The sequence below is a fragment of the Paraburkholderia sp. HC6.4b genome, assembly GCF_014200875.1.
Taxonomy (GTDB): domain Bacteria; phylum Pseudomonadota; class Gammaproteobacteria; order Burkholderiales; family Burkholderiaceae; genus Paraburkholderia; species Paraburkholderia tuberum.
In genome coordinates, this window is sequence record NZ_JACHDC010000019.1 from 127794 (window position 1) to 152405 (window position 24612).

The 24612-nt window shown below is 64.3% G+C and carries 15 protein-coding genes and 1 pseudogene; 10 read left to right on the forward strand and 6 right to left on the reverse strand.

Annotated features, from left to right (window positions below):
• Nucleotides 1–10: 10 nt before the first annotated feature.
• On the forward strand, nucleotides 11–4432 hold the full coding sequence (gene hrpA, locus HDG34_RS27110; RefSeq protein ID WP_184063861.1) for an ATP-dependent RNA helicase HrpA: 4422 nt from the start codon (nucleotides 11–13) through the stop codon (nucleotides 4430–4432).
• 149 nt (nucleotides 4433–4581) lie between these two features.
• On the opposite strand, the gene HDG34_RS27115 is transcribed toward hrpA, so the two are convergent.
• Complete coding sequence (locus HDG34_RS27115) at nucleotides 4582–7092, reverse strand: YadA family autotransporter adhesin (protein ID WP_184063864.1); 2511 nt, start codon at nucleotides 7090–7092, stop codon at nucleotides 4582–4584.
• Between the two features lie 594 nt (nucleotides 7093–7686).
• On the opposite strand from HDG34_RS27115, the gene HDG34_RS27120 reads away from it, so the two are divergent.
• From HDG34_RS27120 to HDG34_RS27140, 5 genes and pseudogenes are all read left to right on the forward strand, one after another.
• The gene (locus HDG34_RS27120) at nucleotides 7687–8706 is read left to right on the forward strand and encodes a beta-propeller fold lactonase family protein (protein ID WP_184063866.1); all 1020 of its coding nucleotides are present in this window, start codon (nucleotides 7687–7689) and stop codon (nucleotides 8704–8706) included.
• Between the two features lie 90 nt (nucleotides 8707–8796).
• Nucleotides 8797–9795, forward strand: a complete 999-nt coding sequence (locus HDG34_RS27125; RefSeq protein ID WP_184063869.1) for a sterol desaturase family protein — start codon at nucleotides 8797–8799, stop codon at nucleotides 9793–9795.
• A gap of 197 nt (nucleotides 9796–9992) precedes the next feature.
• Complete coding sequence (locus HDG34_RS27130; RefSeq protein WP_184048089.1) at nucleotides 9993–10826, forward strand: EI24 domain-containing protein; 834 nt, start codon at nucleotides 9993–9995, stop codon at nucleotides 10824–10826.
• A gap of 19 nt (nucleotides 10827–10845) precedes the next feature.
• On the forward strand, nucleotides 10846–11691 hold the full coding sequence (locus HDG34_RS27135; RefSeq protein ID WP_184063872.1) for a molybdopterin-binding protein: 846 nt from the start codon (nucleotides 10846–10848) through the stop codon (nucleotides 11689–11691).
• Between the two features lie 13 nt (nucleotides 11692–11704).
• A pseudogene (locus HDG34_RS27140) lies at nucleotides 11705–12654 on the forward strand (glycoside hydrolase domain-containing protein); the annotation flags it as partial.
• Nucleotides 12655–12966: 312 nt separating this feature from the next.
• Here the strand turns inward: HDG34_RS27140 and HDG34_RS27145 are convergent.
• Nucleotides 12967–13431 carry a rhodanese-like domain-containing protein gene (locus tag HDG34_RS27145; RefSeq protein WP_184022229.1) on the reverse strand — a complete coding sequence of 155 codons (465 nt, stop codon included), beginning with the start codon at nucleotides 13429–13431 and terminating at the stop codon, nucleotides 12967–12969.
• A gap of 454 nt (nucleotides 13432–13885) precedes the next feature.
• Here HDG34_RS27145 and glnA point away from each other — a divergent pair, with 454 nt between their 5' ends.
• The 4 genes from glnA to HDG34_RS27165 all read left to right on the forward strand — a co-directional run bounded on the left by glnA (nucleotide 13886) and on the right by HDG34_RS27165 (nucleotide 20476).
• Nucleotides 13886–15301 carry a type I glutamate--ammonia ligase gene (gene glnA, locus HDG34_RS27150; RefSeq protein ID WP_184063875.1) on the forward strand — a complete coding sequence of 472 codons (1416 nt, stop codon included), beginning with the start codon at nucleotides 13886–13888 and terminating at the stop codon, nucleotides 15299–15301.
• A 199-nt stretch (nucleotides 15302–15500) separates the two neighbouring features.
• Nucleotides 15501–16643 carry a nitrogen regulation protein NR(II) gene (gene glnL, locus HDG34_RS27155; RefSeq protein ID WP_184048104.1) on the forward strand — a complete coding sequence of 381 codons (1143 nt, stop codon included), beginning with the start codon at nucleotides 15501–15503 and terminating at the stop codon, nucleotides 16641–16643.
• A gap of 36 nt (nucleotides 16644–16679) precedes the next feature.
• Nucleotides 16680–18218, forward strand: coding sequence for a nitrogen regulation protein NR(I) (gene ntrC / locus HDG34_RS27160; RefSeq protein WP_184063877.1), 1539 nt, complete (start codon nucleotides 16680–16682; stop codon nucleotides 18216–18218).
• Nucleotides 18219–18358: 140 nt separating this feature from the next.
• Nucleotides 18359–20476 carry a prolyl oligopeptidase family protein gene (locus HDG34_RS27165; RefSeq protein WP_184063880.1) on the forward strand — a complete coding sequence of 706 codons (2118 nt, stop codon included), beginning with the start codon at nucleotides 18359–18361 and terminating at the stop codon, nucleotides 20474–20476.
• Nucleotides 20477–20527: 51 nt separating this feature from the next.
• Here the strand turns inward: HDG34_RS27165 and xth are convergent, their stop codons facing one another.
• From xth to HDG34_RS27185, 4 genes are all read right to left on the reverse strand, one after another.
• Nucleotides 20528–21304 carry an exodeoxyribonuclease III gene (gene xth / locus HDG34_RS27170; protein WP_090800854.1) on the reverse strand — a complete coding sequence of 259 codons (777 nt, stop codon included), beginning with the start codon at nucleotides 21302–21304 and terminating at the stop codon, nucleotides 20528–20530.
• Nucleotides 21305–21641: 337 nt separating this feature from the next.
• On the reverse strand, nucleotides 21642–22661 hold the full coding sequence (locus HDG34_RS27175) for an ABC transporter ATP-binding protein (RefSeq protein ID WP_184063896.1): 1020 nt from the start codon (nucleotides 22659–22661) through the stop codon (nucleotides 21642–21644).
• Complete coding sequence (locus HDG34_RS27180; protein WP_184063910.1) at nucleotides 22658–23659, reverse strand: ABC transporter ATP-binding protein; 1002 nt, start codon at nucleotides 23657–23659, stop codon at nucleotides 22658–22660. The genes HDG34_RS27175 and HDG34_RS27180 overlap by 4 nt, the downstream gene beginning before the upstream one ends.
• A gap of 1 nt (nucleotide 23660) precedes the next feature.
• The gene (locus HDG34_RS27185) at nucleotides 23661–24611 is read right to left on the reverse strand and encodes an ABC transporter permease (protein WP_260321356.1); all 951 of its coding nucleotides are present in this window, start codon (nucleotides 24609–24611) and stop codon (nucleotides 23661–23663) included.
• Between the last annotated feature and the right edge of the window lies 1 nt (nucleotide 24612).

Genomic DNA, 24612 nt, shown 5'->3' on the forward strand with positions numbered 1-24612 from the left:
ATGCGCCCCCATGTCGAATGTACCCAAAAGTCCCGCTGGGGCGAACGAGAAACCGGCGTCGGCCGGCGAGCCGGCCAACCCCGGCGACACGATGCGCCGGCCAGCGCAGGATGCGAAACCCGATCAGGCGCGTGACGCGCGTCGGGGGGCGGGCGCGTCTGCGCGAAAGGTGCCGCCTGAAGGGAGCCGCAATACGCCTTCGGCCGCGCCTCGCGGTGAGCATGGCAAGCAGGCTCGCGACGAGGGAGGTGATGCGCGGCAAAGCGAGCAGCGCAATGAAATCCGCGACGCGCGCTCGGACACGCCTCGTGTTGAACAGCGTCGTGCGTCTCGCAACGAACAGGGAGATCGCGGGCCACGTAGCGAGCAACAACGCGGATCGACCCGAGGCGAGCAACGTCACGGATCGCGCGACAAACAATCGGGCGAGCCGCGCAAGGAACAACCTCGCGCGCCGCGCGAAGCGCGGCCGTCGCGGGTCGTCGAGCCGAATCCGATTCCACCGGTCACGTTTCCCGAAGCGCTTCCTGTCTCCGGTCGTCGCGACGAGATCGCGCGGGCGATCGCGGAGAATCAGGTCGTGATCGTGTCGGGCGAAACCGGCTCGGGCAAGACCACGCAGTTGCCGAAAATCTGCCTCGCGCTTGGCCGTGGTTTCGGTGCCGGCGGCAATGGTCTGATCGGCCATACGCAGCCGCGCCGGATCGCTGCGTCGGCGACCGGGCGCCGTATCGCCGAGGAACTCGGCACGCCGTTCGGCGAAGTGGTCGGCTATAAGGTGCGCTTCAACGACAACCTCGCGCCGGGCGCATCGGTCAAGCTGATGACCGACGGCATTCTGCTTGCGGAAACGCAGACCGATCCGCTGCTGAATGCCTACGACACGCTGATCATCGACGAAGCACACGAGCGCAGCCTCAACATCGATTTTCTGCTCGGCTACCTGAAGGAGATTCTTCCCAGGCGTCCCGACCTGAAGCTGATCGTCACCTCGGCGACGATCGACGCCGACCGTTTTGCGCGTCATTTCGGCAGCGACGACAAACCCGCGCCGGTGATCGAAGTGAGCGGCCGGATGTATCCGGTCGAGGTACGTTACCGTCCGGTCGTCGAGGACAGCCCGGCGGTCAAGGCGGCGCAAGGGACCTCGGGTGCAACCTCGTCTGGCCGCGAGCGCCCGAAGACGCAGCGCGAGACTGATCGTGATCTGATGGAGGCGATCGTCGACGCTGTCGACGAACTGTGCCGCGAAGGCCCCGGCGACGTACTGGTGTTCCTGCCCGGCGAGCGCGAGATTCGCGACGCCGCCGAGGCGCTGCGCAAACATCATCCGCCCCACACGGAGATCCTGCCGCTGTTCGCGCGGCTCTCGGCCGCCGAGCAGGAGCGCGTGTTCCGCGCGTCGAACGCGCGCCGCATCGTGCTCGCGACCAACGTCGCCGAAACTTCGCTGACGGTACCCGGCATCCGCTACGTGGTCGACACCGGCCTTGCGCGCGTGAAGCGCTACTCGTATCGCAACAAGGTCGAGCAGTTGCAGGTCGAGTCGATTTCGCAGGCCGCCGCGAACCAGCGCGCAGGGCGTTGCGGCCGGGTCGCCGATGGCATCTGCATTCGTCTGTATGAGGACAGCGACTTCCAGGGCCGCGCGCGCTTCACCGATCCGGAAATTCTGCGCTCGTCGCTTGCTTCGGTGATTCTGCGCATGAAGTCGCTGCATCTGACGGCGATCGAAACCTTCCCGTTTATCGAACCGCCGCCGGGCCGTGCGATTTCCGATGGCTACCAGTTGCTCAACGAGCTCGGCGCCGTCGACGACGACACCCACCTGACGCCGCTCGGCCGCGAACTCGCGCGACTGCCGCTCGATCCGCGCGTTGGCCGCATGATCCTCGCCGCGCGCGACCAGCAGGCGCTGAAGGAAGTGCTGATCATCGCGAGTGCGCTGTCCGTGCAGGACCCGCGCGATCGCCCGATCGAAGCGCAGGAGCAGGCGGACCAGGCGCATCGCCGGTTCGCCGACGAGCGCTCCGAATTCCTGCAGTGGCTGAAGATCTGGAACTGGTTCGACGAAGCGATCGCGCACAAGAAATCGAACCGGCAGCTGCAGGACGAGTGCCGCAAGAACTTCCTGTCGCAACTGCGGCTGCGCGAATGGCGCGACGTCCACTCGCAGCTGCTGACGGTGGTGCGCGAGCACGGCTGGCGGCTGAACGAAGCGGAGGCAACATTCGAGCAGATCCATCTGGCGCTGCTGACCGGTTTGCTCGGCAACATCGGCCTGAAAGCCGACGACGAGCCGTACTACCTCGGCGCGCGCGGCATCAAGTTCTACTTGTGGCCCGGCTCGGCGCTCGTGAAAAAAGCAGGCAAGTGGGTGATGGCCGCCGAGCTCGTTGAAACGAGCCGTCTGTACGCGCGCTGTATCGCGAAAATCGAGCCGGAGTGGGTCGAGAAGGTCGGCGCGCATCTGCTCAAGAAGTCGTTGTCCGAGCCGCATTGGGAAAAGCGCGCGGCGCAGGTGTCCGCGTTCGAGCGCGCGATGCTGTACGGCCTGCCGATCTATCACCGGCGGCGCGTCGCATTCGGCAAGCAGGACCCGGCGCGGGCGCGCGAGCTGTTCATTCGCGGTGCGCTCGTCGAAGGCGAGTTCGACACGAAGCTTGCGTTCTTCGCGCACAACCGCAAGTTGCTCGCCGACATCGAGCAGCTCGAGCACAAGTCGCGCCGCCAGGACGTGCTGGTCGACGACGAGTTGATCTACGCGTTCTACGATCAGGCGCTGCCGGACGGCATCCATACCGGCGCCGCGTTCGAGCGCTGGTATCGCGACGAGGTCGAAAAGAGCGGCCAGGCGGAGGACAAGCTGCGGCTGTTGTATTTGTCCCGAGACGATCTGATGCGGCACGAGGCGGCGGGTGTCACGACGGATCTGTTCCCTAAGCGGCTGACGATGGCGGGCATCGAGATGGCGCTGACCTACCACTTCGAGCCGGGCACGCCGCGCGACGGCGTGACGCTCGCAGTGCCGCTGTACGCGCTGAACCAGGTCGACGCGCGCCGCTGTGAGTGGCTCGTGCCCGGGATGCTGAAAGAAAAGGCGCAGTTGCTGCTGAAGTCGCTGCCGCAAAAGCTGCGTCGGCATTGCGTGCCGCTCCCCGAGTACGCGGCGGGCTTCGCCGAACGGCACGGCGCACAGCGCTTCGGAGGAGGAGGCTTGCTCGAGGCGCTGATCGCCGACCTGCGCGAGCAGACCCAGGTCACGATGAAGCAGTCCGACTTCAAGCTCGAGACGCTGCCCGCGCATCTGTTCATGAACTTCAAGGTCATCGACGAACATGGCCGGCAGCTCGCGATGGGGCGCAATTTGTCGCAACTGCGCGCCGAGCTCGGCGCTCAGGCGCAGCAGCATTTCCAGAAGCTCGTTTCGGGCGCGGCGGGCGCCGCCTTGGCCGACGCGGGCGGCGGCGGTGTTGCGGCACCTGCACGCTCTCCAGATTTGGCTCAGAGTGGCGCGTCGCGCGGCAAGGGCGCGGCCGCGCCGCAACCCGCGACACCCGAAGGCGCACCAGCCACCGCGCTGTATGAAAACCTGACCACGTGGAATTTCGGCAAGTTGCCCGAGTTGCTCGAAATTCGCCGTGGTGGTCAGACGCTGTTTGGCTACCCGGCGCTCGTGGACCGTGGCACCCATTGCGACGTCGAGGTGTTCGATTCGCCGGAAGAAGCCGCGCGGATTCATCGGGCGGGCTTGCGTCGGCTCTTCGCGCTGCAGTTGAAGGAGCCGATCAAGTATCTGGAGAAGAATCTGCCAGGCCTGCGCGAAATGGCCATGCAGTTCATGCCGCGCGGCACGCAGGAGGAGCTGCGCGATCAGCTGATCGACACCGCACTCGACCGCGCGTGTCTGCAGGATCCGCTGCCCGACGACGATGCGAGCTTCCATGTCCGCCGCGACGAAGGGCGTAGCCGCCTCACGTTGCTCGCGCAGGAAATTTCGCGGCTGGTCGGTCAGATTCTTGGCGAATACGCGAGCCTGACGAAGAAGCTCCTGCAGGCGAAGCCATTCGTGGCCGCGTACACCGATCTGCAGAATCAGCTCGATGCGCTGATCGGCAAGCGTTTTGTCGTCGATACGCCGTATGCCCAACTCGCACATTTCCCGCGTTATCTGAAGGGGATGGCGCTGCGTATCGACAAGCTGCGCGCGGACGCCATACGCGACGCGCGCCAGTTCGCCGAATTCCAGCCGCTGCTGCAGCACTATCAGCGCGCGGTGTCGCAGCGCGGCGGCGTCGTGGATCCGCGGCTTGCGGAATTCCGCTGGCTCCTCGAAGAATTGCGCATCTCGCTGTTTGCGCAGGAGTTGCGCACCCCGATGCCGGTTTCGGTGAAGCGCCTGCACAAGGTGTGGGAGTCGATGCAGCGCTAAAGCCAGGGCGCTCGCTCGCGGACGCTGGACACTGGGTGTGCGCCGCGGCCGATGAGCGGGCCCGCGCACCGGTGCGCGCGGGGTACACCGAGCGTCCTCTGAACGCCGCCGCGGCCGGACTCGGTCCGATACGTTCGCACGAGCTGATTTCACCAATGCATCCCCGCGCCGATCGATGCACCGAACTGTCGGCGAGAGTCGGTGCTGCCTTGGACCTTGTAGATCCATTTGCCGGTGTCCGACAACTGCGACACGCTGATTGCGAGCGCAGATTGACCGCCGTACGTGCCACCCGCCATGGCGACCATGCCGTGTCCCGGCAGGACCGCTTGCGGCAAAGCTGCCATCGCGAGCGCCGATGCCGTGCCCCCGTAGCTGTCCCGACGGGCGGAGCGGATCTGGTCGTCGGTATAGCGATTCGACGCGCTGATCGCGCCGCTCACGCTTTGCTGCAACTGATTGACGTTGACCGCGTCGGTGCCTCGTACGCCGGCCGCGACGTTGGCGATCTGGCGTTCCTGGCCCGCCGCGCCAACCGATACCGTGTTCGCTCGGTCGGCGACGGAGCCCTGGCCTAACGCCACCGAGTTGTCGGCGCTCGCGCTGGCTGCGGCACCGACCGCCGTCGCGTTGTTGCCGCTGGCGATGGCGTTCGCTCCGATGCTTGCCGCGTTGGCGCCGCTTGCTTGTGCATTCGCTCCGACGGCAATCGCGTTCGTGCCGGCCGCCTCTGCGTTCGCACCCTCGGCGACCGTGTTGACGCCGCTCGCCCGCGCGTTCGCCCCGGCCGCAATCGCGTGCGCGCCGGACGCCTGCGCGCTCTCAGTCGCGCTATCGCCTGCCGCGCTGAACAACGCGTCGGCCGGGCCGATCGTCGCGTTATTGATCGCGCCTTCGAGCGCCGCGTTCAGCTGACCGAGGTTGACCGCGTCGGACGCCTGTACGCCGTCCGCGACGTTGTGGATGACGGTGCCCTCCGTGGTATCGCCGCCGAGCGTAACGCTGTTCCGGTTGATGCTGCCGTCGGCGTTCGTGTCGTACATGACCGCGCCGTCGAGCTTCGCTGCGGTCGCGCTGCTCTGGTCGCTCACCGCTTTCAGCTGGGCGACGTTGACCGCATCGGTGTCGGCGGTGCCAGCCGCGACGTTGGTGATCTGGCGTTCGTTGGCCGTTGAACCGACCGACACGGTACCCGCGCGATCGGCGATCGAGCCCTGGCCGAGCGCGACGGAGTTTGCAACTAGCGCGCTCGAGTTAGATCCGAGCGAAAGTGCGTTGTCGGCGGCTGCGCTGGCACCGGAGCCGAGCGCGAGGGCGCCGGCGCCGTTCGCCGTGGCGTTGGAGCCGAGCGCCGTCGCACCGGAGCCGTAGGCCGACGCTGAGGCGCCCAGCGAGGTCGCGTCGGCCGTGCCGGCGACAGCGCCCGCGCCGATCGCGGTCGAGTCGGATGCGCTGGCGCTGGCGCTGGTGCCGAATGCGGTTGCGTTGCTGCCCATAGCGCTGGCGTTGCTGCCCGCGGCAAGCGCGTGCGTGCCGTCTGCGAGCGCCTCGTTGGAGCCGTCGACCGGGTCAGCAGCGCTGAAGTAATGCAGCGCGCTGCTTTGAGCGAGTGCATCGACCTTGTTGTCGACCGCGCTCAACTGGCTCACGTTGACCGCGTCGGTGGGCGCGGCGCCCGCGGCGACGTTGGTCAGGCGACGCTCGTTGTTCGCCGAGCCGAGCGAGACTTCGCCCGTCGCGCTGGAGGCCGCGATCGGGGTGGCGCCCGTTCCCACGGGCACAAACGCGCTTTGCGACAGGTCCGTCGTGGTGCTGGCGTTGGCGCCTAGCGCGACGCTATTGTCGGCGCTCGCGTTTGCGTTGCTGCCGAGCGCGATCGCGCCGGCTCCCGCGGCCGTTGCGCCGAAGCCGATTGCGCTGGCGTAGGCGCCGCGTGCCTGCGCGGCAACGCCGAGGGCGATGGCGCCGACGCCGCTGACGACGGCATTACTGCCAAGCGCGACGCTCGAGTCCGCGAGCGCCGAGGCCCATGCTCCGGCGGCGAGCGAGTTGGCGCCTCCGGCCTGCGCGACATAGCCGAGCGCGGTCGATCCGACGCTGGTTGCCGTGGATAGGGAGCCAAACGCGGAGGCGGCCGAGTCCGCCGCTATTGAACCGGAGCCCGCTGCGACCGAGTCGACGCCAAGCGCCGACGCGTTCAGACCGAGCGCGGTCGCGCGTTCCGCTTGCGCATTCGCATAAGGCCCGAAGGCGCTCGCGCCTTCGCCTTGTGCGGAAGAGGAGAGGCCCATGGCGACGGCGCTATCGCCGTGCGCCGTGGCGTTCGCCCCTAACGCGATCGTGCCGTCGTTTTGCGCGTTCGCCTGCGAGCCGACCGCCAGCGATGAGTCGCCGCTTGCGGTGGCCTGTGCGCCTATCGCGACCGCGATGTCGCCGGGCGCGCTGGCCGTGCCTACCTCGACGGAATCGACGCCGGCGCCTGTCGCTTCCGTGACGTAAAGGGCCGCCGCCGCTATTGCAACACCCGCGGTACTTCGAACCGCCCGTGCGATGCTTTTCTGGCGCGCGGAAGCACGGTGTGTTTGCAGGCAGGCAGTTCGCGGCGCTGCGACTTTTATTTGAGACGTGGTATGGCGAATTATCGAAATATTCTTGTTCATCAATTAAAAATCCTCCGCATTATTGTAGTTAGTGGCACGTAGTTAGTGGCACGCAGCGCGTATTCCGACTTTGACGTGAAGTTATTGCCTGGTGGGTTTGAAAATATTGAAAATACAAAAACGCCGGTCATTGGTAAGGCTTGCGTTATTTGGCCGAGCGCGCGTCAGCCCGGCGATGTACGCTCGGGATTCATGGGGGAGGCGCTACCGGGGCGGCGCGTATGGAGAATTCTCCGATGTCCGCGTGCAATTCAGATATCAGCAAACTCCGAAATTCAATCGGGCTAAAAAATATATTAATACGGCTAGGTTTTTATTGATAAGGAAAGAGGAGTATTCTTATTGTTCCCGCTAATCATTTGCGCGATTTTAACGTGTGGCTGATGCATGATTGACCCTGACAGGGAGAGCACATTGATTCCTCACTCGAAAACCCGCGGCGCGAGCATCAAACCGGACGTGGCAGACGAAACCTCCCGCACGCGGCCGCGCTTCATCGCACCCGTCATTTTTCGGTCGTCGCCAGTGACTTACGTCAACCGCCCGGACCGGCAAACGTTCTACAATGACCGTTGTTCTCCGAAGCGAGTTTTCATGCGTCAATTTTTTCTTCCCGGCTTGAGTGCCACGTTCGCCGCGACCGCGGTGCTGGTCGCCGCCGCAGGCTTTTTTTCTCCAGCGGCGCACGCCAATAACGTGATCGTGCTCAATTCCGGCGAGGCCACGCTGAGCCTGATCGACGAGAACAGCCATCAGGTCATCGGCACCGTGCCCACGGGCAAGGAACCGCATCACCTGATGGCCACGCCGGACAATTCCTCGCTGATCGTCGCCAATTCGGTGTCGAACAGCCTGATGTTCGTCGATCCGAAAACGGGGCAGTTACAGCGCTGGGTCGAGAACATCGAAGATCCCTATCAGATCGGTTTTTCGCCTGATCGCAAGTGGCTCGTCACTACGGGACTGCGGCTCGATCGACTCGACATCTATCACTACGACAACCAGAAAAACCAGATGACGCTGGCTTCACGGCTGCCGCTCGCGGTGATGCCGAGCCACATGGCGTTCTCGAATGACAGCAAGACGGTGTTCGTCTCGCTGCAGATCTCGGGCGAGCTCGCCGCCATCGACCTGCCCACGCAAACCGTCAAATGGAAGATGAAGGTCGGCAAGGTGCCCGCGGGTCTGTGGATGACGCCGGGGGAAAAGTACCTGCTCGTCGGCATGACCGGCGAGGACTGCGTCGCCGTGGTGGACTGGCGCAACCAGAAGGTCGTCAAGACAATTCACACGGGCAAGGGCGCTCACAATTTCCGCTCGCTCGCCGACGGCAAGCATGTCGCGGTGTCGAACCGCGTCGCTAGCACGATCAGCATCATCGACGAAGACACGCTCACCAACGTCGGCGACATCACCGGCCTGATGCCGGGACCGGACGATATGGAACTTTCCGCCGACAAACGCTATCTGTGGGTGACCTTCCGCTTCGCGAAGCATGTTGGCATCATCGATCTCAACACGCGCAAGCTGATCCAGACCATTGCGGTGGGCCGCTCGCCGCACGGCATCTATTTCTTCGACCGCGCGCCGGTGACGGCGCCGAACGGCGCTTGAGGGGCCTGAGGGCGCCCGACAGTGCCTGAGGGCAACAGGGCAGAGCCAGGACGCCACGAGCCACCAAGGATGAAGTAACAGGCCAGCATCATGTTCCATCTGATTTTCTCCTCACTCGACAGCTTCGTTTCAGCCGCGCAGACGTGGCTGTACGTCGACGTGGTGCAGCCGCTGCTGTTCCGGTTCGATCTGATGGACTACGACGAGGACACCTACGACAGCCTGTACTGGGTCATCGTCGGTGTGCTCGAGGTGCTCGCGATGTACGCGATCCTGCGTCCGCTCGAGGCGCTGCGCCCGGTCGAGCAATGGGAGAACCGCAAGGCCGTGCGCGTCGACGTGCTGTACACGTGGATCGCCAAGCTCGGCATTCTGAACCTGTTCTTTTTCTTCGCGCTGCAACCGTTCTTCGACAACGTGCAAGGCTGGCTGCGGCTGCACGGCATCGCGAACCTGAACTTCGACAACCTGTGGCCCGGCGTGACCACGCAGCCGCTCGTCACGTTCGTCATGTATCTGCTCGTACTCGATTTCGCCGGCTACTGGTATCACCGCTGGCAGCACCGCGTCGGCGTGTGGTGGGAGCTGCATGCGGTACACCATAGTCAGCGGCAGATGTCGCTGTGGTCCGACGATCGCAACCATCTGCTCGACGATCTGCTGCAGGCGTCGTTCTTCGCGATGATCGCGCTCGCGATCGGTGTGCCGCCGTCGCAGTTCGTCGTGCTGGTTGCGATCACGAATCTCGCGCAAAGCGTGCAGCACGCGAACATCCGCCTGTATTACGGCTGGCTCGGCGAGCGGCTGCTCGTCAGCCCGGCGTTCCACCGCCGTCACCACGCGATCGGGTACGGTCATGAAGGGCTCAAATACGGTTGCAATTTCGGCGTGCTGTTCCCGTGGTGGGACATGTTGTTCCGCAGCGTGTCGTGGAGCCGTGATATGGAGCCGACCGGTATCAGCGATCAGCTCGAAGGCCGCCGCTATGGCGATGGATTCTGGGAGCAGCACTGGTTCGCCTTCGTGCGCATCGCGCATCGCCTCGTATCGAAGCGCCGCGCACCCGGCAACGACACCGCTGCCGTTTGAGTCGGTTCAGAGTCCGTTCTGAGTCCACTGCGGATCCATTCGAGCGCGCACTCCGCCGTGCTGCTCGCTTCCGCCGGCGGCGCGTCCCTTGGTTTATGCTGTGCACGTTCGAGCGCACCCTCCAGTGCCCCAGCATGCCTGGCCCGGGCGCGGCGCGATTCTCCCGTCCATCGTTTCGTTCGCAGGCACTGGCTCGCATGAATGATCTGTTGCGCTCGTTTGGGCGCGCACTCGCAAGCGCGTTGCATCCGCGCATGCTCTGGCTGACCTTCAAACCGTTTATCGTCGCGACGGTCGGCTGGGGCGTACTCCTGTGGTTCTTCTGGCAGACGCTGACCGGCGCGACCCGCACCTGGCTCGACGACTGGTCTTTCACCGCCACGCTTTATCATCTGTTCGACGTGCTCGGTTTTTCGACGCTGCACGCGGTCATCGCGCCGTTCATCGTGATTGCGATGGCGATCCCGCTGATCGTCGTCACGGTGCTGCTGCTGATCGCCATGCTGTCGATGCCGGCCGTGATCCGCTTTCTCGCGGCCCGCCAGTTCGCCGGGCTGGAGATGCGCCACGGCGGAACGTGGTACGGTAGCCTCGGTCAGGCGCTCTGGACCACGCTGCTGTGTCTGGCGCTGCTGATCGTCACGTTGCCGCTGTGGCTCGTGCCGCCGTTCTTCGCGTTGATTCCGCCGCTGCTGTGGGGATGGCTCACGTATCGCGTGATGACCTACGACGCGCTCTCGTTGCATGCGACGCGCGACGAGCGGCGCGAACTGGTGCGGCGCCACCGGCTGCCGTTGCTGCTGATCGGTATCGTGAGCGGCCTGCTAGGTTCGCTGCCGACGCTGTTGTGGGCGTCGTCGGTATGGCTGATTGTGCTGTTCCCGGTGATCACGACGGTGACGATCTGGATTTACGCGTTCATCCTCGTGTTCTCGGCGCTATGGTTCGGCAACTACTGCCTGCGCGCGCTGCAGCGCATGCGGGCGGAAGCGCCTGGTGGCGCGCGCGAGGTCGCGCCGGTTCCCTATTGATCAAACGAAAGAGGCGGCAATGGCATTTGGCGTCATCATCATCGGCGATGAAATCCTCTCGGGCAGACGCGTCGACAAGCATCTGCCGAAGGTCATCGAGTTGCTCCGCGGGCGCGGGCTGTCGCTCGGCTGGGCGGAGTACATCGGCGACGATCCGGAGCGCATCACGGCGACGCTGCGGCGCACGTTCGCGTCGGGCGACATCGTGTTCTCGACGGGCGGTATCGGCGCGACACCGGACGACCACACGCGCCAGTGCGCGGCGGCCGCGCTCGGCGTGCCGCTCGAGCTGCATCCGGAAGCCGCGAAGCTGATTCAGGAGCGTATCCGCGACATGTATCCGGCGAACTCGCCGGCGCCGCTCGATCTGAACTCGCCCGAGAACCGGCATCGCCTGAATATGGGCACGTACCCGCAGGGCGCCGACATCATTCCGAACGGCTACAACAAGATTCCGGGCTTTTCGATCCGCCAACACCATTTCGTGCCGGGTTTCCCGGTGATGGCCTGGCCGATGATCGAGTGGGTGCTCGACACGCGGTACGCGCATCTGCATCACACGACGCCGCACGCTGAAAAATCGCTGCTGGTGTTCGAGTTGCCGGAGTCGCGCGTGACGCCGCTGATGGAGAAAATCGAGCGCGATTTTCCGGGCGTGCGGGTGTTCAGCCTGCCGAGCGTCGGGGATGCGGAGCGCGGCGGCGTGTATGCGCGGCATCACATCGATCTGGGTGTGAAGGGTGAACCGGAAGCCGTCGCCGCGGCGTTCGTGAAGCTGCGAGAGGGGGTGCATCTGCTCGGTGGCGATATCGTCGAGCCTGAAGCGGCGGCAGCGGCTTCGGCAGCGGCCACGGGTAAGCCGTGAAGCTGAGCGGGCCCTCAATACGATTCAGGTAAGTAGTCAGGACACGACTGCGCTGACGAAGTTTTATACGGCGTTCTATCACGCGCTGTGGGCGCCGAGCGTATTCAGCGATTCCAACGGCCAATATATCGGCTTCGACCAGCAGGTCCATACGGTTAGCGCGGGCCACGCGGCGCAGTACACCAGCTTTTCGGGCTGGGACATCTATCGCTCGCTGATTGCGCTCAAAGCCACGCTGTTTCCTCAGGAAACCAGCGATATGGTGCAGTCGCTAGTCAACGATGCAGATCAGTGCGGCGCGATTCCGCATTGGGTCAACGACAACGTCGAGGATGGCGTGATGCCCGGCGACGCCGGCTCGCTGATCGTGGCGGGCGCCTATGCATTCGGCGCGCGAGCGTTCGATACCTCGGGCGCGCTGAAGCACATGATCAAGATGGCCAACGTTCCCGGAACGGCGTGCAATGGCGTGACCACGAACGGCGGCCGCGCCAGTTATCTGCAGTTCGGCTACATCACGAATGGCGAATGGGGGCAGGCATCGTCGACGCTCGAATACGCGAGCAGCGATTTCGCCATTTCGCAGTTTGCCGGCCAACTGGGCAATTCAACGATCCAGAAGATGCTGCTGAGCCGCTCGGCCTATTGGCAGAACCTGCTCAACACGTCGCTGCCGTCGCCTCTGATCGCCGCGCGCAACTCGGACGGAAGCTGGATTGCGCAGACGCAGAGCAGCACCGACAACTACGTCGAAGGCAATGCCGGGCAGTACATGTGGATGGTGCCGTTCAACCCCGGTCGGACCGTTTGCGCAACTGGGCGGCAACACGGCGGCGGTGTCGCGCCTGAACGCGTTCTTTACGGTGTTCGAACGCGGGGATGAGCCTGCCCAATTTCTATATGGGCGACGAACCGACCTTCGAGGTGCCGTGGCTATATAACTGGGCGAGCGATGGCGGTGGAGCAGACCATCGCGATGCCGCCGGGCGAACTCGTGGCGAGCGTCACGCTGCCGAAACAGGTCAGCGCCGGCAAGTTGCACGTGTTCGGGATTTCGGCCGCGCCCTGAACACAATGGAGCGCCGCGCGCGCGCGGCGCTCGACAAAACAAGCGGTCCGCGCCTGAGGGTCAGGTTGGCGCGAACCGCGACATCGCAGTGTCACAACCCGCGCCGACGACGCAATCAATGCGTGGTCGGCGCGAACCGTTTCAATCGGCGTGCTTCAGCGCCGCGCCACGGGCTTCCGCAGATGCGGGCAGTGCGCCACGCGCCATCAGGCTCCGATCCACGGCAAGCCGCGAAAACACCATCCCGACACCGTCTTCCGATGCCCCTGGCCGTCCTTGTCGCCTTCGAAGCCTTCCAGCAGGTCATACGCCTTCGTGAAGCCGGCCTGGGTCGCGGCGATCGCGGCGAGCTTCGAGCGCGCGGCGCTGCGGCACAGGAACAGCACCGGCGTGTCGGGCGAGGCGACCTGCGCGAGTTGCTGCACGAACTCCTGATTGGGCACCGCGCCCGGATAGCGCGTCCATTCGACATGCGCGTATTGGCCATCACCGATCACCGGCCGGCCGACCCAGTCGAGCTCGGCGCGGGTACGCACGTCGACGAGACGCGTGCGCGGATCGAGTTCCAGCAGTTCGAACGCCTCGGCCGGCGATACCGCGCCCGCGTAGGGCAGTTGGTTCTCGGTGCGGCGGGCGTCCGCCTTCGCGTAAAGCTGTTCGAGCGTGCTCATGAGCGTCAATCTCCTTCGGACCAAATGATCATTCTAGCGCGCTGCAGGCAGCGCACAGACCTGTGTAGACTGGCGACGCCGGGCAGTCGCGGGCGCCGTCCCAACCTCGATGCGCAAATTTGGTGCATTTCCTGCTGAATGCACCACAATGGTAGGGACCGTCGTTTCCAAAGCGGTGAATGCGCGAAATTGGTGCGTTGCAATGCCCGCACGTTTGTTTGCGAGTCTGCCCGCGCCTCGTGCGTGGCCGGCAAACGTAAGCGGCGTACTGGTGTGCGCCGGATTTGCCCATGCGAGGCCCAGAGGTGGCACACTATCTGCTTTATTGGTGCCGATCGATTTATCCCGGGCAGAATTTTCCGCCCGCGACGCCATATAAGTGGACGTTCCGGGATGGGTCAGCTAGATTGGGCGGCGGCTGAATCCGCCGAAATTGTTAATCAGGAGATAGGTTATGAGTAAATCCGTGGCCGACGTCATTCAACTCGTCAAGGACGAAGACGTCAAGTTTGTCGACTTCCGTTTCACCGACACGCGCGGCAAGGAACAACACGTTTCGGTGCCGGTGTCGGCATTCGATGAAGACAAGTTCGAAAGCGGCCATGCGTTTGACGGATCGTCGATTGCCGGCTGGAAGGGCATCGAAGCATCGGACATGTTGCTGGTCCCGGACGCGAACACGGCCTTCATCGACCCGTTCTACGAAGAATCGACCCTCGTGCTGACCTGTGACGTCGTCGAACCGGCTGACGGCAAGGGCTACGAGCGCGACCCGCGCTCGCTCGCGAAGCGCGCCGAAGCGTACCTGAAGAGCTCGGGGCTCGGCGACACCGCGTACTTCGGTCCGGAACCGGAATTCTTCATTTTCGACTCGGTCCAGTGGAACACGGACCAGTCGGGCTGCTTCGTGAAGATCGGTTCGGAAGAAGCACCGTGGTCGTCGGCGAAGGAATTCGAAGGCGGCAACACCGGCCACCGTCCGGGCACCAAGGGCGGCTACTTCCCGGTCGCGCCGGTCGATTCCTTCCAGGACATCCGTTCGGAAATGTGTCTGCTGCTCGAACAGATCGGCATTCCGGTCGAAGTGCATCACCACGAAGTGGGGGGCATGGGCCAGAATGAAATCGGCACGAAGTTCTCGACGCTGGTGCAGCGCGCCGACTGGACGCAGCAACTGAAGTACATCATCCAAAACGTCGCGCACACGTACGGCAAGACGGCAACGTTCATGCCGAAGCCGGTCGTCGGCGATAACGGTTCGGGCATGCACGTTCACCAGTCGATCTGGAAGGACGGCACGAACCTGTTCGCAGGCAACGGCTACGCAGGTCTGTCGGAATTCGCGCTCTTCTACATCGGCGGCATCATCAAGCACGCTCGCGCGCTGAACGCGATCACGAACCCGGGTACGAACTCGTACAAGCGTCTCGTGCCGCACTTCGAAGCGCCGGTCAAGCTCGCTTACTCGGCTCGCAACCGTTCGGCATCGATCCGAATTCCGCACGTGTCGAACCCGAAGGGCCGCCGTATCGAAACGCGCTTCCCGGATCCGCTGGCGAATCCGTACCTGTGCTTCTCCGCGCTGATGATGGCGGGTCTGGACGGCGTGCAGAACAAGATTCACCCGGGCGAAGCCGCCGACAAGAACCTGTACGACCTGCCGCCGGAAGAGGATGCAAAGATCCCGACCGTGTGCGCGGGCCTCGACCAGGCTCTCGACTCGCTCGACGCGGACCGCGAGTTCCTGACGCGCGGCGGCGTGTTCACGGATGCGATGCTCGACGCGTACATCGAACTGAAGACGACGGAACTGCAGCGTTATCGTCAGGCGGTGCACCCGATCGAATTCGAAATGTATTACTCGCTGTAAGCGGCCATGGCGCTTCGCCCTTCACCCGGCGAAGCGCTTTGCCCGACGCTCGCGATCGGTCACAAAGGGACGGCGGCGCCGTCCCTTTTTCGTTAGGCCGTACGCACGGCCGGCCGCGCGCGGGCAACACGGCATTCGGTGAAGCACAATAAAGCAGCACTCCTGATTTATCACCATCTCCTACCGGCCAGACTGCAAGATGGTTCTCAAGAATCTGATCAAGGCAAGGAAAGGACACGAACAGACGCTGTCGGACGACATGCAACTCGTGAGTTCCGGCTTGCTGCCAGGCTTCGAGGCGCTGCCGACCGTCTTGCTGGTGCTCGAGAAGCGCACGCTGCGCGTCGCGTTCGCGAATCCGTCGGCGGAGTCGATGCTGGAGATGTCTCGCAAGCAACTCACGCAGATGGCGTGGCCAGACATCTTCTCGAACGCGGACGAACTGGTCGCGACGATCACCGCGATCGCCGCGCACCGCTTTCACGCGACGCATCTGGACGCCGTGCTCGAGCGTCCCGGCCACGAGCCGCTGCACGTGCATGCGATCGTCGGTTTTCTGGAAAGCGCGCAGGACTACGTGTTGCTCGAACTGTTCGAGAACGAGCGGCATCTGCGCACCGACCGCGAAGAGCGCATCAACGACCTGACCGCCGTCAACAAGCATCTGATCCGCAATCTCGCGCACGAAATCAAGAATCCGCTGGGCGGCATTCGCGGCGCCGCGCAACTGCTCGAGTTCGAACTCGGCGAACGTGAGCGCGACGAGTTGCGCGAGTACACCCAGGTCATCATCAAGGAGTCGGACCGTCTGCAGACGCTGGTCGACCGCTTGCTCGAACCGCACCGGCATCCGCATATCGTCGGCGACGTGAATGTTCACGAAGTGTGCGAGCGCGTGCGTCAGGTGATTCTCGCGGAGTTTCCGCGCGGCCTGACGATCGAGCGCGACTACGACGTCAGCGTGCCGGATCTGCGCGGCGACAAGGAGCAGCTGATCCAGGCGCTGCTGAACATCGTGCGCAATGCGGCCGAGGCGTTGCGCGAGCGGATCTCGCAGGGCGATGCGCGCATCGAATTGCGCACGCGCATCGCGCGCAAGGTCACGATTTCAAAACGCCTGTGCAAGCTGGCATTGGACTTGCATATCATCGACAACGGCCCAGGCATTCCCGAAGAGATTCGCGACCGCATTTTCTATCCGCTCGTGTCGGGGCGCGAGGACGGCAGCGGTCTCGGTCTCACGCTAGCGCAGACCTTCGTGCAGCAGCACGAAGGTCTGATCGAGGTGGACAGCCGGCCGGGCCATACCGAGTTTCAGATTCTGCTGCCGCTCGACCTCTAGATAACACAAGCACCTCAAGACTTCTGACCGACCTATATGAAGCCGATCTGGATAGTAGACGACGATCAATCAATTCGCTGGGTGCTCGAGAAAGCGCTGGCGCGCGAGAACTTCGCGACGCGCAGCTTCGCGAACGTGCGCGAAGCGTCGGCCGCGCTCGATCACGACAGCCCGCAGGTGCTGGTCTCCGATATCCGCATGCCTGGCGGCTCCGGGCTGGAGCTGCTGCAAACCGTACGCGACAAGGTGCCGGGCTTGCCGGTCATCATCATGACCGCGTTCTCGGATCTCGATAGCGCGGTCGCCGCATTCCAGGGCGGCGCGTTCGAGTATCTGGCGAAGCCGTTCGACGTCGACAAGGCCGTCGAGCTGATTCGCCGCGCGGTCGACGAAAGCATGCGCGGCGAGCAGACGTGGGACGACCGCGTCGCCGAAGCGCCCGAGATGCTCGGCCAGGCGCCCGCGATGCAGGACATGTTTCGCGCGATCGGCCGCCTGTCGCATTCGGCGGCCACCGTGCTCATTACCGGCGAATCAGGCACCGGGAAGGAACTGGTCGCGCGTGCGTTGCACCGACATAGCCCACGCGCGAACGGCCCCTTCATCGCGTTGAACACGGCCGCGATTCCGAAGGATTTGCTGGAGTCCGAACTGTTCGGTCATGAGCGCGGTGCGTTCACCGGCGCGCAGGCGATGCGCCAGGGACGCTTCGAGCAAGCCGAGAACGGCACGCTGTTTCTCGACGAAATCGGCGACATGCCGTTCGATCTGCAGACGCGTTTGTTGCGCGTGCTGTCGGACGGGCAGTTCTATCGCGTGGGCGGCCACAATCCGTTGCGCGCGAATGTGCGGGTGATCGCGGCGACGCACCAGAATCTCGAATCGCGCGTGCGGCAGGGACTGTTTCGCGAGGACCTGTATCACCGTCTGAACGTGATCCGTCTGCGCTTGCCTGCGTTGCGCGAGCGCAACGAGGATATCCCGCTGCTGACGCGGCATTTCCTGCAAAAGAGTGCGCGCGATCTCGGCGTCGAACCGAAGCGCGTGTCCGAGGAGGCGCTCGCGTATCTCGCGTCGCTGCCGTTTCCGGGCAACGTGCGGCAACTCGAGAACCTCGCGAACTGGCTCACGGTGATGGCGCCCGCGCAGACGATCGAAACCAAGGATCTGCCGCCCGATCTCGGTCCCGCGCACGGCAGCGGGAGCGAGCTTGGTGCGGGCGCCGCTGCCGGCGCGACGACGGATGGCACCGTGGCCACCAATGCGGGAATCGCGGGCGGCGTACCGCTCGCTGGCACGAACGGCGGCGCGCTCGTGCATCCGGGTGGGGCGGCCGGTGCGTCGGTCGCCACCGCGCTGAGCGCATGGGAAGGCGGCTTGCGTACCGAAGTCGCGCGCATGCTGCGCGAAAACGCGGCCGACGTGATGGACGAACTCGCGCGCCGCTTCGAAGCGGCCGTGATCCGCGAGGCGCTCGACTTCACGCGCGGCCGCAAGGTCGAGGCGGCCGAGCGGCTCGGCATCGGGCGCAATACGATTACGCGCAAGATTCAGGAGCTCAATCTGGAGCCTTGATGCGCTCGTTCTGAGCGATGCTGCATGGCAGGCGGGGGCGGCTCAGGCCGCCTTCGTCGTTGTTGCATCGCGCCCCGCGGCAAACCGTCAACCACCGCGCACGAGGCATAATCAACGCTGTTCCGATCCAACAGCCGACGATGCCAGCTTCTTCAGCTTCTCCCGCCCCGTTCGAGTGGCCGCTTTCCCCCGATCCTTTCCTGTCGCTCGAAGAGCTGTACGACGCTGACGCACTCGCATGGGTCGACGCGCAGAATGCGCGCACCCGCGTGGCGTGGTGCAGCGGCGAGTCGTTCGACACGCTCAGACGGCGGCTCGCCGATGCCTATCTGCCGCGCGAGCGTCCGGTGATTCCGGATCGCTGGAAGGACTGGGCCTACGATTTGTGGCAGGACGAGCGCAATCCGCGCGGTATCTGGCGACGCACTTCGTGGGCCGCATGGCGCAACGGCGCGCCGGTGTGGCAGAACCTGCTCGACTTCGACGCGCTCGGCGCGGCCGACGGCACGCCGTGGGTCTGCGTCGATCTCGACATCCTTTATCCGGACGGCGACCGCGCGCTGATCACGATGTCGCCGGGCGGTTCGGATGCGCTCGTCGTGCGCGAGTTCGATCTCGACGCGCGGCGTTTCGTCGACGATGGCTTCGCGATTGCGAAGGCGGGCAAGCACACGGTGTCGTGGATCGATCGCGATACGCTGTACGTCGGCTGGGACAATGGGCGCAAGACGCTGACGCGCTCCGGTTATCCGCGCGACGTGCGGCGCTGGACCCGCGGCACGGCGCTCGCCGATGCGCCCGTCGTGTTTCGCGGCGAGTTTGGCGACATCGGCGTGGAGGCGCATTACGATCCGGTCGATCGCCGGCATACGGTGACGAGCAGCGTCGACTTTTTCGATTCACACACGTATTACCTCGACGACGCTAGCGACGCCTGGCATCGTTACGAAGTGCCGTCGCACGTCGCGGTGGGGGCGTGGCAGGGCTGGCTGTTGCTCGAGCCGCGGCTCGATTGGGAGTGCGAGTGGGACGGCAATCTCGCGCGCTATCCGGGCGGCGCGCTGCTCGCGATTCGCGAGGACGCGTTTTTGCGCGGCGAGCGCGACGTGACGCCGCTCTTCACGCCGACGCCGCTGACCTCGGCCTGCGAGTGGTCGCATACGCGCCATCATCTGATCGTGTCGTATCTCGACGACGTGCGCGGCAAGACGCTGATCTGGACGCCGTCGCAGCGCGAGGACGGCACCTGGCAGTGGCGTGAGCGCGTGTTCGCGTCGCGCGGCGATGCGCAGGTCGACGTGTCGCCGGTCGAGTCGACATTGAACGACGAAGTGTTCGTCGACACCGACGATTATCTGCAACCGCCCGCCTACTGGCTCTCCGATCTCGCGCTCGAGGAGCCCGGCGAATGGGAGTTGCTCGACCGTTGGCCGACGCAGTTCGACGCGACGCGCGTTGCGGTGACGCGCGGACATGCGGTATCGGCCGATGGCACGCGCGTACCCTACACGGTGATTGGGCCGAAGGAAGCGCCGTCATCGCCGGGCGATGAAAGCCCGACGCGCCCATGTCTGTTGAGCGGCTACGGCGGCTTCGCGATTCCGCTGCTGCCGAGCTATCTGACGGGGCAGGGCATCGGCTGGCTCGAACGCGGCGGCGTGTACGTGGTCGCGCATATTCGCGGCGGCGGCGAGTTCGGCACGCGCTGGCACACGGCGGCGCAAGGCGAGTATCGCCAGCGCGCGTTCGATGATTTCATCGCGGTCGCCGAGGCGCTGATCGCGACCGGCGTGACGAGCGCCGCACAGCTCGGCATTCAGGGCGGCAGCAACGGCGGTTTGCTCGTGGCCGCCTGCATGGTGCAGCGGCCGCAGCTATTCGGCGCGGTCGTCTGCGAGGTGCCGTTGCTCGATATGAGCCGCTATCACCTGCTGCATGCGGGCGCCTCGTGGATCGACGAGTACGGCGACCCCGACGAACCCGATGAAGCGCGTGCGCTCGCCGCGTATTCGCCGTATCACAACCTCGCGGCGGGTGTCGCGTATCCGCCGGTGCTATTCACGACGTCGACCGCCGACGATCGCGTGCATCCCGGCCATGCGCGCAAAATGGCCGCGCGCATGCAGGCGCTGGGCGCGCAGCACGTGTGGTATCGGGAGAATACGGAAGGCGGCCACGGCGGCTCCGATGAGCTGGAGCAGGCCGAGCATGATGCGATGGTGTTCGGGTTCCTGTGGGGTGTGCTGGGCGGCGCTTGAAGCAATAGGGACGCGAGGCAGCGCTGCCTCGTTTCGTCGCTGTATTCCGGATCAGCCCAGCTGCGCGAACACTGGCGCGTGATCCGACGGCTGCTCCCACTTGCGCGGCACCTTGTCGATGTCGCACGCCGAGCAGATGTCGGCCAATGCCTTCGACAGCAGGATGTGATCGATGCGCAGTCCCGCGTTGCGACGGAACGCCATCATCCGGTAGTCCCACCACGAATAGATTTTTTCCTGCTGCTCGAACTGGCGGAACGCGTCGAGCAGGCCGAGGCCGATCAGTCGCACGAACGCCGCGCGTTCCTCGGGCGACACCAGATTCTGACCTTCCCATGCCTTCGGATCGTGCACGTCGCGATCGTCGGGCGCGATGTTGTAGTCGCCGAGCAAGGCGAGCTTCGGATGCAGCGTCATCTCGGTTGCGAGCCAGTCGTGCAGCGCGTCGAGCCAGCGCAGCTTGTACGCGAACTTGTCGGTGCCGGGCGCCTGGCCGTTGGGGAAATACGCGGAGATGATGCGCACGCCATCGATGGTCGCCGCGATCACGCGCTGCTGCGGGTCCTCGAAACCGGGGATGTTGCGCACGATGCTGCTTTCGTCGACGTTCAAACCTTCGCGCACCAGAATGCCGACACCGTTATAGGTTTTCTGACCCGCGTACCAGCTTCGATAGCCGACCGCCTCGAGTTCGGCGCGCGGAAATTTTTCGTCGGGAAGCTTCAGTTCCTGCAGGCACAGCACGTCGGTGCCGCTGCTCGCGAGCCAGTCGATGACGTGTTGCTGGCGGACTTTGAGGGAGTTGACGTTCCAGGTGGCGATTTTCATCAGTTGCACAAATTGTTGATTTTCAATAAATATTTGACTTGATGTGGTCGTGATATACGTATCGATATACCATTTCGCGAGTGGTGTTCCGCGAGTGGTGTTCCGTTACTCAGGAGTCACACGCCATGCCAGTCCGGCGTCGCAGCCTATATGATACGGCCTGTCACGCCGGGGGGCGCGGGTTCGTGTCCCGTCCACTCCGCCAGACAAAGCCCGTTCATGGGAACTTGAACGGGTTTTTTGCTTTTGGACCATCACCAGACCATCATCTCGGGCCGGTCGAGCTTGGGCTTTCGCCGCTGTCCCGGTTGTTGAACTCCCGCCCATGAAACAGGCGCTATTCGGTAGGAACGGGAACCCGGATGCACGCAACCCGCCGTGCATCACCTTGCTGGGAAACCGCTTGCGGTTGCGCATCGCCGCATGCGTCGATCGCGGCGGGGCAGCGCGTGCGGAACGCGCATCCCGACGGCGGTTGCAAGGGCGACGGAATCTCGCCTTGAAGCAGCAGATGCCGTCGCGCGCGCTCGACGGTCGGGTCGGGAACCGGTACGGCCGACAGCAATGCACGGGTATAGGGATGCGCAGGTGCCGCGTACAGCGCGCGTTTTTCGCCGAACTCTATCACGCGCCCCATATACATCACCATCACGCGATGGCTGATTGCTTTCACCACGGCCAGATCGTGTGCGACGAACAGCAGCGACAACGCCAGTTCGCGTTGCAAGTCGCGCAATAGATTAACGATTTGCGCTTGAATCGACACGTCGAGCGCGGACACCGGTTCATCGCAGATCACGAGTTGCGGCTCGCTGATCAATGCCCGTGCAATTCCGACGCGCTGACATTGCCCGCCCGAAAACTCATGCGGATAGCGCCGCAGATGCTGCGCATTCAGGCCGACGCGTTCGAGGATGGCCAGCACGCGAGCGCGCACATCGGCGCGCGCGACATCGGGCCGATGCGTGATCAACGGCTCCGCGACGATCTGCTCGATCGTCATGCGCGGATCGAGCGACGCCAGCGGGTCCTGAAAGATCATCTGCACGTCGCGCCGCAAGATGCCGAGATCGCGCTTCGCGCCTTGCACGGTTTCGACGCCATGAAGCTTGACGCTGCCGCCCGACGCAGGCGCAAGACCGACGATCGCGCGCGCGAGCGTGGACTTGCCGCAGCCGGATTCACCCACCAGCCCGACGGTTTCGCCGCGCCGTACATCGAACGACACGCCGTCGACAGCGCGCAGCGTGGCCTTGCCGGACCACGGTAATTTGCCGCGCGGCACGCTGAAATGCACCTTCAGTTCGTTCACCGACAGCAGCGGTTCGGTACTGTTGCAAGCGGAATGCTGGTTCATCGAACGGCCTCCAGAATGGCTGAAACCGGACGGTGGCACGCGCGCAATGCACCCGCCAGATCGCTACGCGCATCGAGCGACGGCACTGTGGTGCGGCAAGTATCGTCTGCAAACGAACAACGCGGTGCGAACGCGCAACCCGCGCCGATTTGCCCCGGCAAAGGCGGATTGCCCGGAATGGTTTGCAACGGGCGGTCGTCGTCGTCGGTGATGCGTGGCAGCGCGTTCAGCAGGCCGATCGTGTACGGATGGGTCGGCGCGGCGAACAGCGCACGCGCGTCTGCCTGCTCGACCGTGCGCCCTGCATACATCACCATCACGGTGTCGCACAATCCGGCGACCACGCCCATGTCGTGCGTGATGAGGACGATTGCCGTGCCGCGCTCGCGATTCAGTTCGCGCAGCAATTCGATGATTTGCGCCTGAACGGTGACGTCGAGCGCGGTAGTCGGTTCGTCGGCAATCAAAATTTCCGGTTCGGACAGCAACGCCATCGCAATCATCACGCGCTGCCGCATACCACCGGAAAACTCATGCGGATACATGCCGATGCGGCGTGCGGCATCGGGAATCCGCACCGTGTCGAGCACCTCGATGGCACGCCGACGCGCTTCGCGACGCGACAGCTTCTTGTGCAATTGCAGCGATTCCGTCATCTGCCGTTCAATGGTCAAAAACGGATTGAGCGCCGTCATCGGGTCCTGAAACACCATGCCGATCCGGTTGCCGCGAATCCTGTTCAGCGCTGCGTTGTTCATCGTCAGCAGATCGCCGCCGTCTTCGCCACGATACAGTGCGGTGCCCGACACGCTGCCGTTCGACGACAGCAAACCGAGCAGCGCCATCACGGTCTGACTCTTGCCCGACCCCGATTCGCCGACGATGCCCAGCGTGCTGCCCGCGTCGAGCGAAAACGACACGCGTTGGACCGCATCGACCGGCGGTCCTTCGCGGCGCGTGAAGCGCACACTCAGGTCCTTCACTTCGAGTAGCGCCATGTCAATGATCCTTGGGGTCGAGAGCGTCGCGCAAACCGTCGCCGACGAAGTTCACGCAATACAGCGTCACGCACAGCATGACGGCAGGGCAGAGCAGCAGCCACGGCATCGATTCGAGTTTTTGGGCACCGTCTTCGATCAGCACGCCCCAACTCGTCATCGGCTCCTGGACGCCGAGTCCGAGAAACGACAGCACCGATTCCGTCAGCACGATCGTCGGCACTGTGACCGTGGCATACACGACCACCACGCCGATCAGGTTCGGCACGATATGCCGCGCGATGATGGCGCGGGTGCTGACGCCAGTCGCACGCGCCGCGTCGACGAATTCGCGCGAACGCAGCGACAGCGTCTGACCGCGCACCACGCGCGCCATATCGAGCCACGAAAACGCGCTGATGGTCAGCACGACCAGATAGAATGCGCGGCCGAACAGCGTCATCATCATGATCGCGATCAGCATGTACGGAATCGCGTACATCACGTCGACGACGCGCATCATAACGGCGTCGACGCGTCCGCCCATGAAGCCGGCTGTCGCGCCCCACGCGACGCCGATCAGTCCGGACACCAGCGTGCCGAGCAACCCGACTTCGAGCGATACGCGCCCGCCCACCAGCGTGCGCGCGAGCAGGTCGCGACCGAGTTCGTCGGTACCGAACAGATGCATGCCGAGCCACGACGGCGGCAGACTGATCGATCCCCAGTCGCTGTCGACCGGATTGTTGGGCAGAAACAGCGGCCCCGCAAAGCATGCGACGACGATCAGCAGCAGGATCACGAGACTTGCAAATGCCGCGCGATTACGCAAAAAGCGCATGCTGGCAATCGCGAACGGTCCGCGCGAAGCCTTCGTGACGATGCCGCCGGACAGACAGCCGCCTGCGGCCGCCGCATCGGCCGGCGGCGCGACGAACGCGCGCGCGGCCAGGTTGAATCGACGAATCTTCATG

Excerpts from the sequence above, each read along its gene's own strand:
- HDG34_RS27125 (WP_184063869.1), top strand. The coding sequence starts at position 8,797 with ATGTTCCATCTGATTTTCTCCTCACTCGACAGCTTCGTTTCAGCCGCG.
- HDG34_RS27180 (WP_184063910.1), bottom strand. The coding sequence starts at position 23,659 with ATGGCGCTACTCGAAGTGAAGGACCTGAGTGTGCGCTTCACGCGCCGC.
- HDG34_RS27175 (WP_184063896.1), bottom strand. The coding sequence starts at position 22,661 with ATGAACCAGCATTCCGCTTGCAACAGTACCGAACCGCTGCTGTCGGTG.
- ntrC (WP_184063877.1), top strand. The coding sequence starts at position 16,680 with ATGAAGCCGATCTGGATAGTAGACGACGATCAATCAATTCGCTGGGTG.
- HDG34_RS27130 (WP_184048089.1), top strand. The coding sequence starts at position 9,993 with ATGAATGATCTGTTGCGCTCGTTTGGGCGCGCACTCGCAAGCGCGTTG.
- HDG34_RS27165 (WP_184063880.1), top strand. The coding sequence starts at position 18,359 with ATGCCAGCTTCTTCAGCTTCTCCCGCCCCGTTCGAGTGGCCGCTTTCC.
- xth (WP_090800854.1), bottom strand. The coding sequence starts at position 21,304 with ATGAAAATCGCCACCTGGAACGTCAACTCCCTCAAAGTCCGCCAGCAA.
- HDG34_RS27185 (WP_260321356.1), bottom strand. The coding sequence starts at position 24,611 with ATGAAGATTCGTCGATTCAACCTGGCCGCGCGCGCGTTCGTCGCGCCG.
- HDG34_RS27120 (WP_184063866.1), top strand. The coding sequence starts at position 7,687 with ATGCGTCAATTTTTTCTTCCCGGCTTGAGTGCCACGTTCGCCGCGACC.
- HDG34_RS27135 (WP_184063872.1), top strand. The coding sequence starts at position 10,846 with ATGGCATTTGGCGTCATCATCATCGGCGATGAAATCCTCTCGGGCAGA.
- glnA (WP_184063875.1), top strand. The coding sequence starts at position 13,886 with ATGAGTAAATCCGTGGCCGACGTCATTCAACTCGTCAAGGACGAAGAC.
- HDG34_RS27115 (WP_184063864.1), bottom strand. The coding sequence starts at position 7,092 with ATGAACAAGAATATTTCGATAATTCGCCATACCACGTCTCAAATAAAA.
- hrpA (WP_184063861.1), top strand. The coding sequence starts at position 11 with ATGTCGAATGTACCCAAAAGTCCCGCTGGGGCGAACGAGAAACCGGCG.
- HDG34_RS27145 (WP_184022229.1), bottom strand. The coding sequence starts at position 13,431 with ATGAGCACGCTCGAACAGCTTTACGCGAAGGCGGACGCCCGCCGCACC.
- glnL (WP_184048104.1), top strand. The coding sequence starts at position 15,501 with ATGGTTCTCAAGAATCTGATCAAGGCAAGGAAAGGACACGAACAGACG.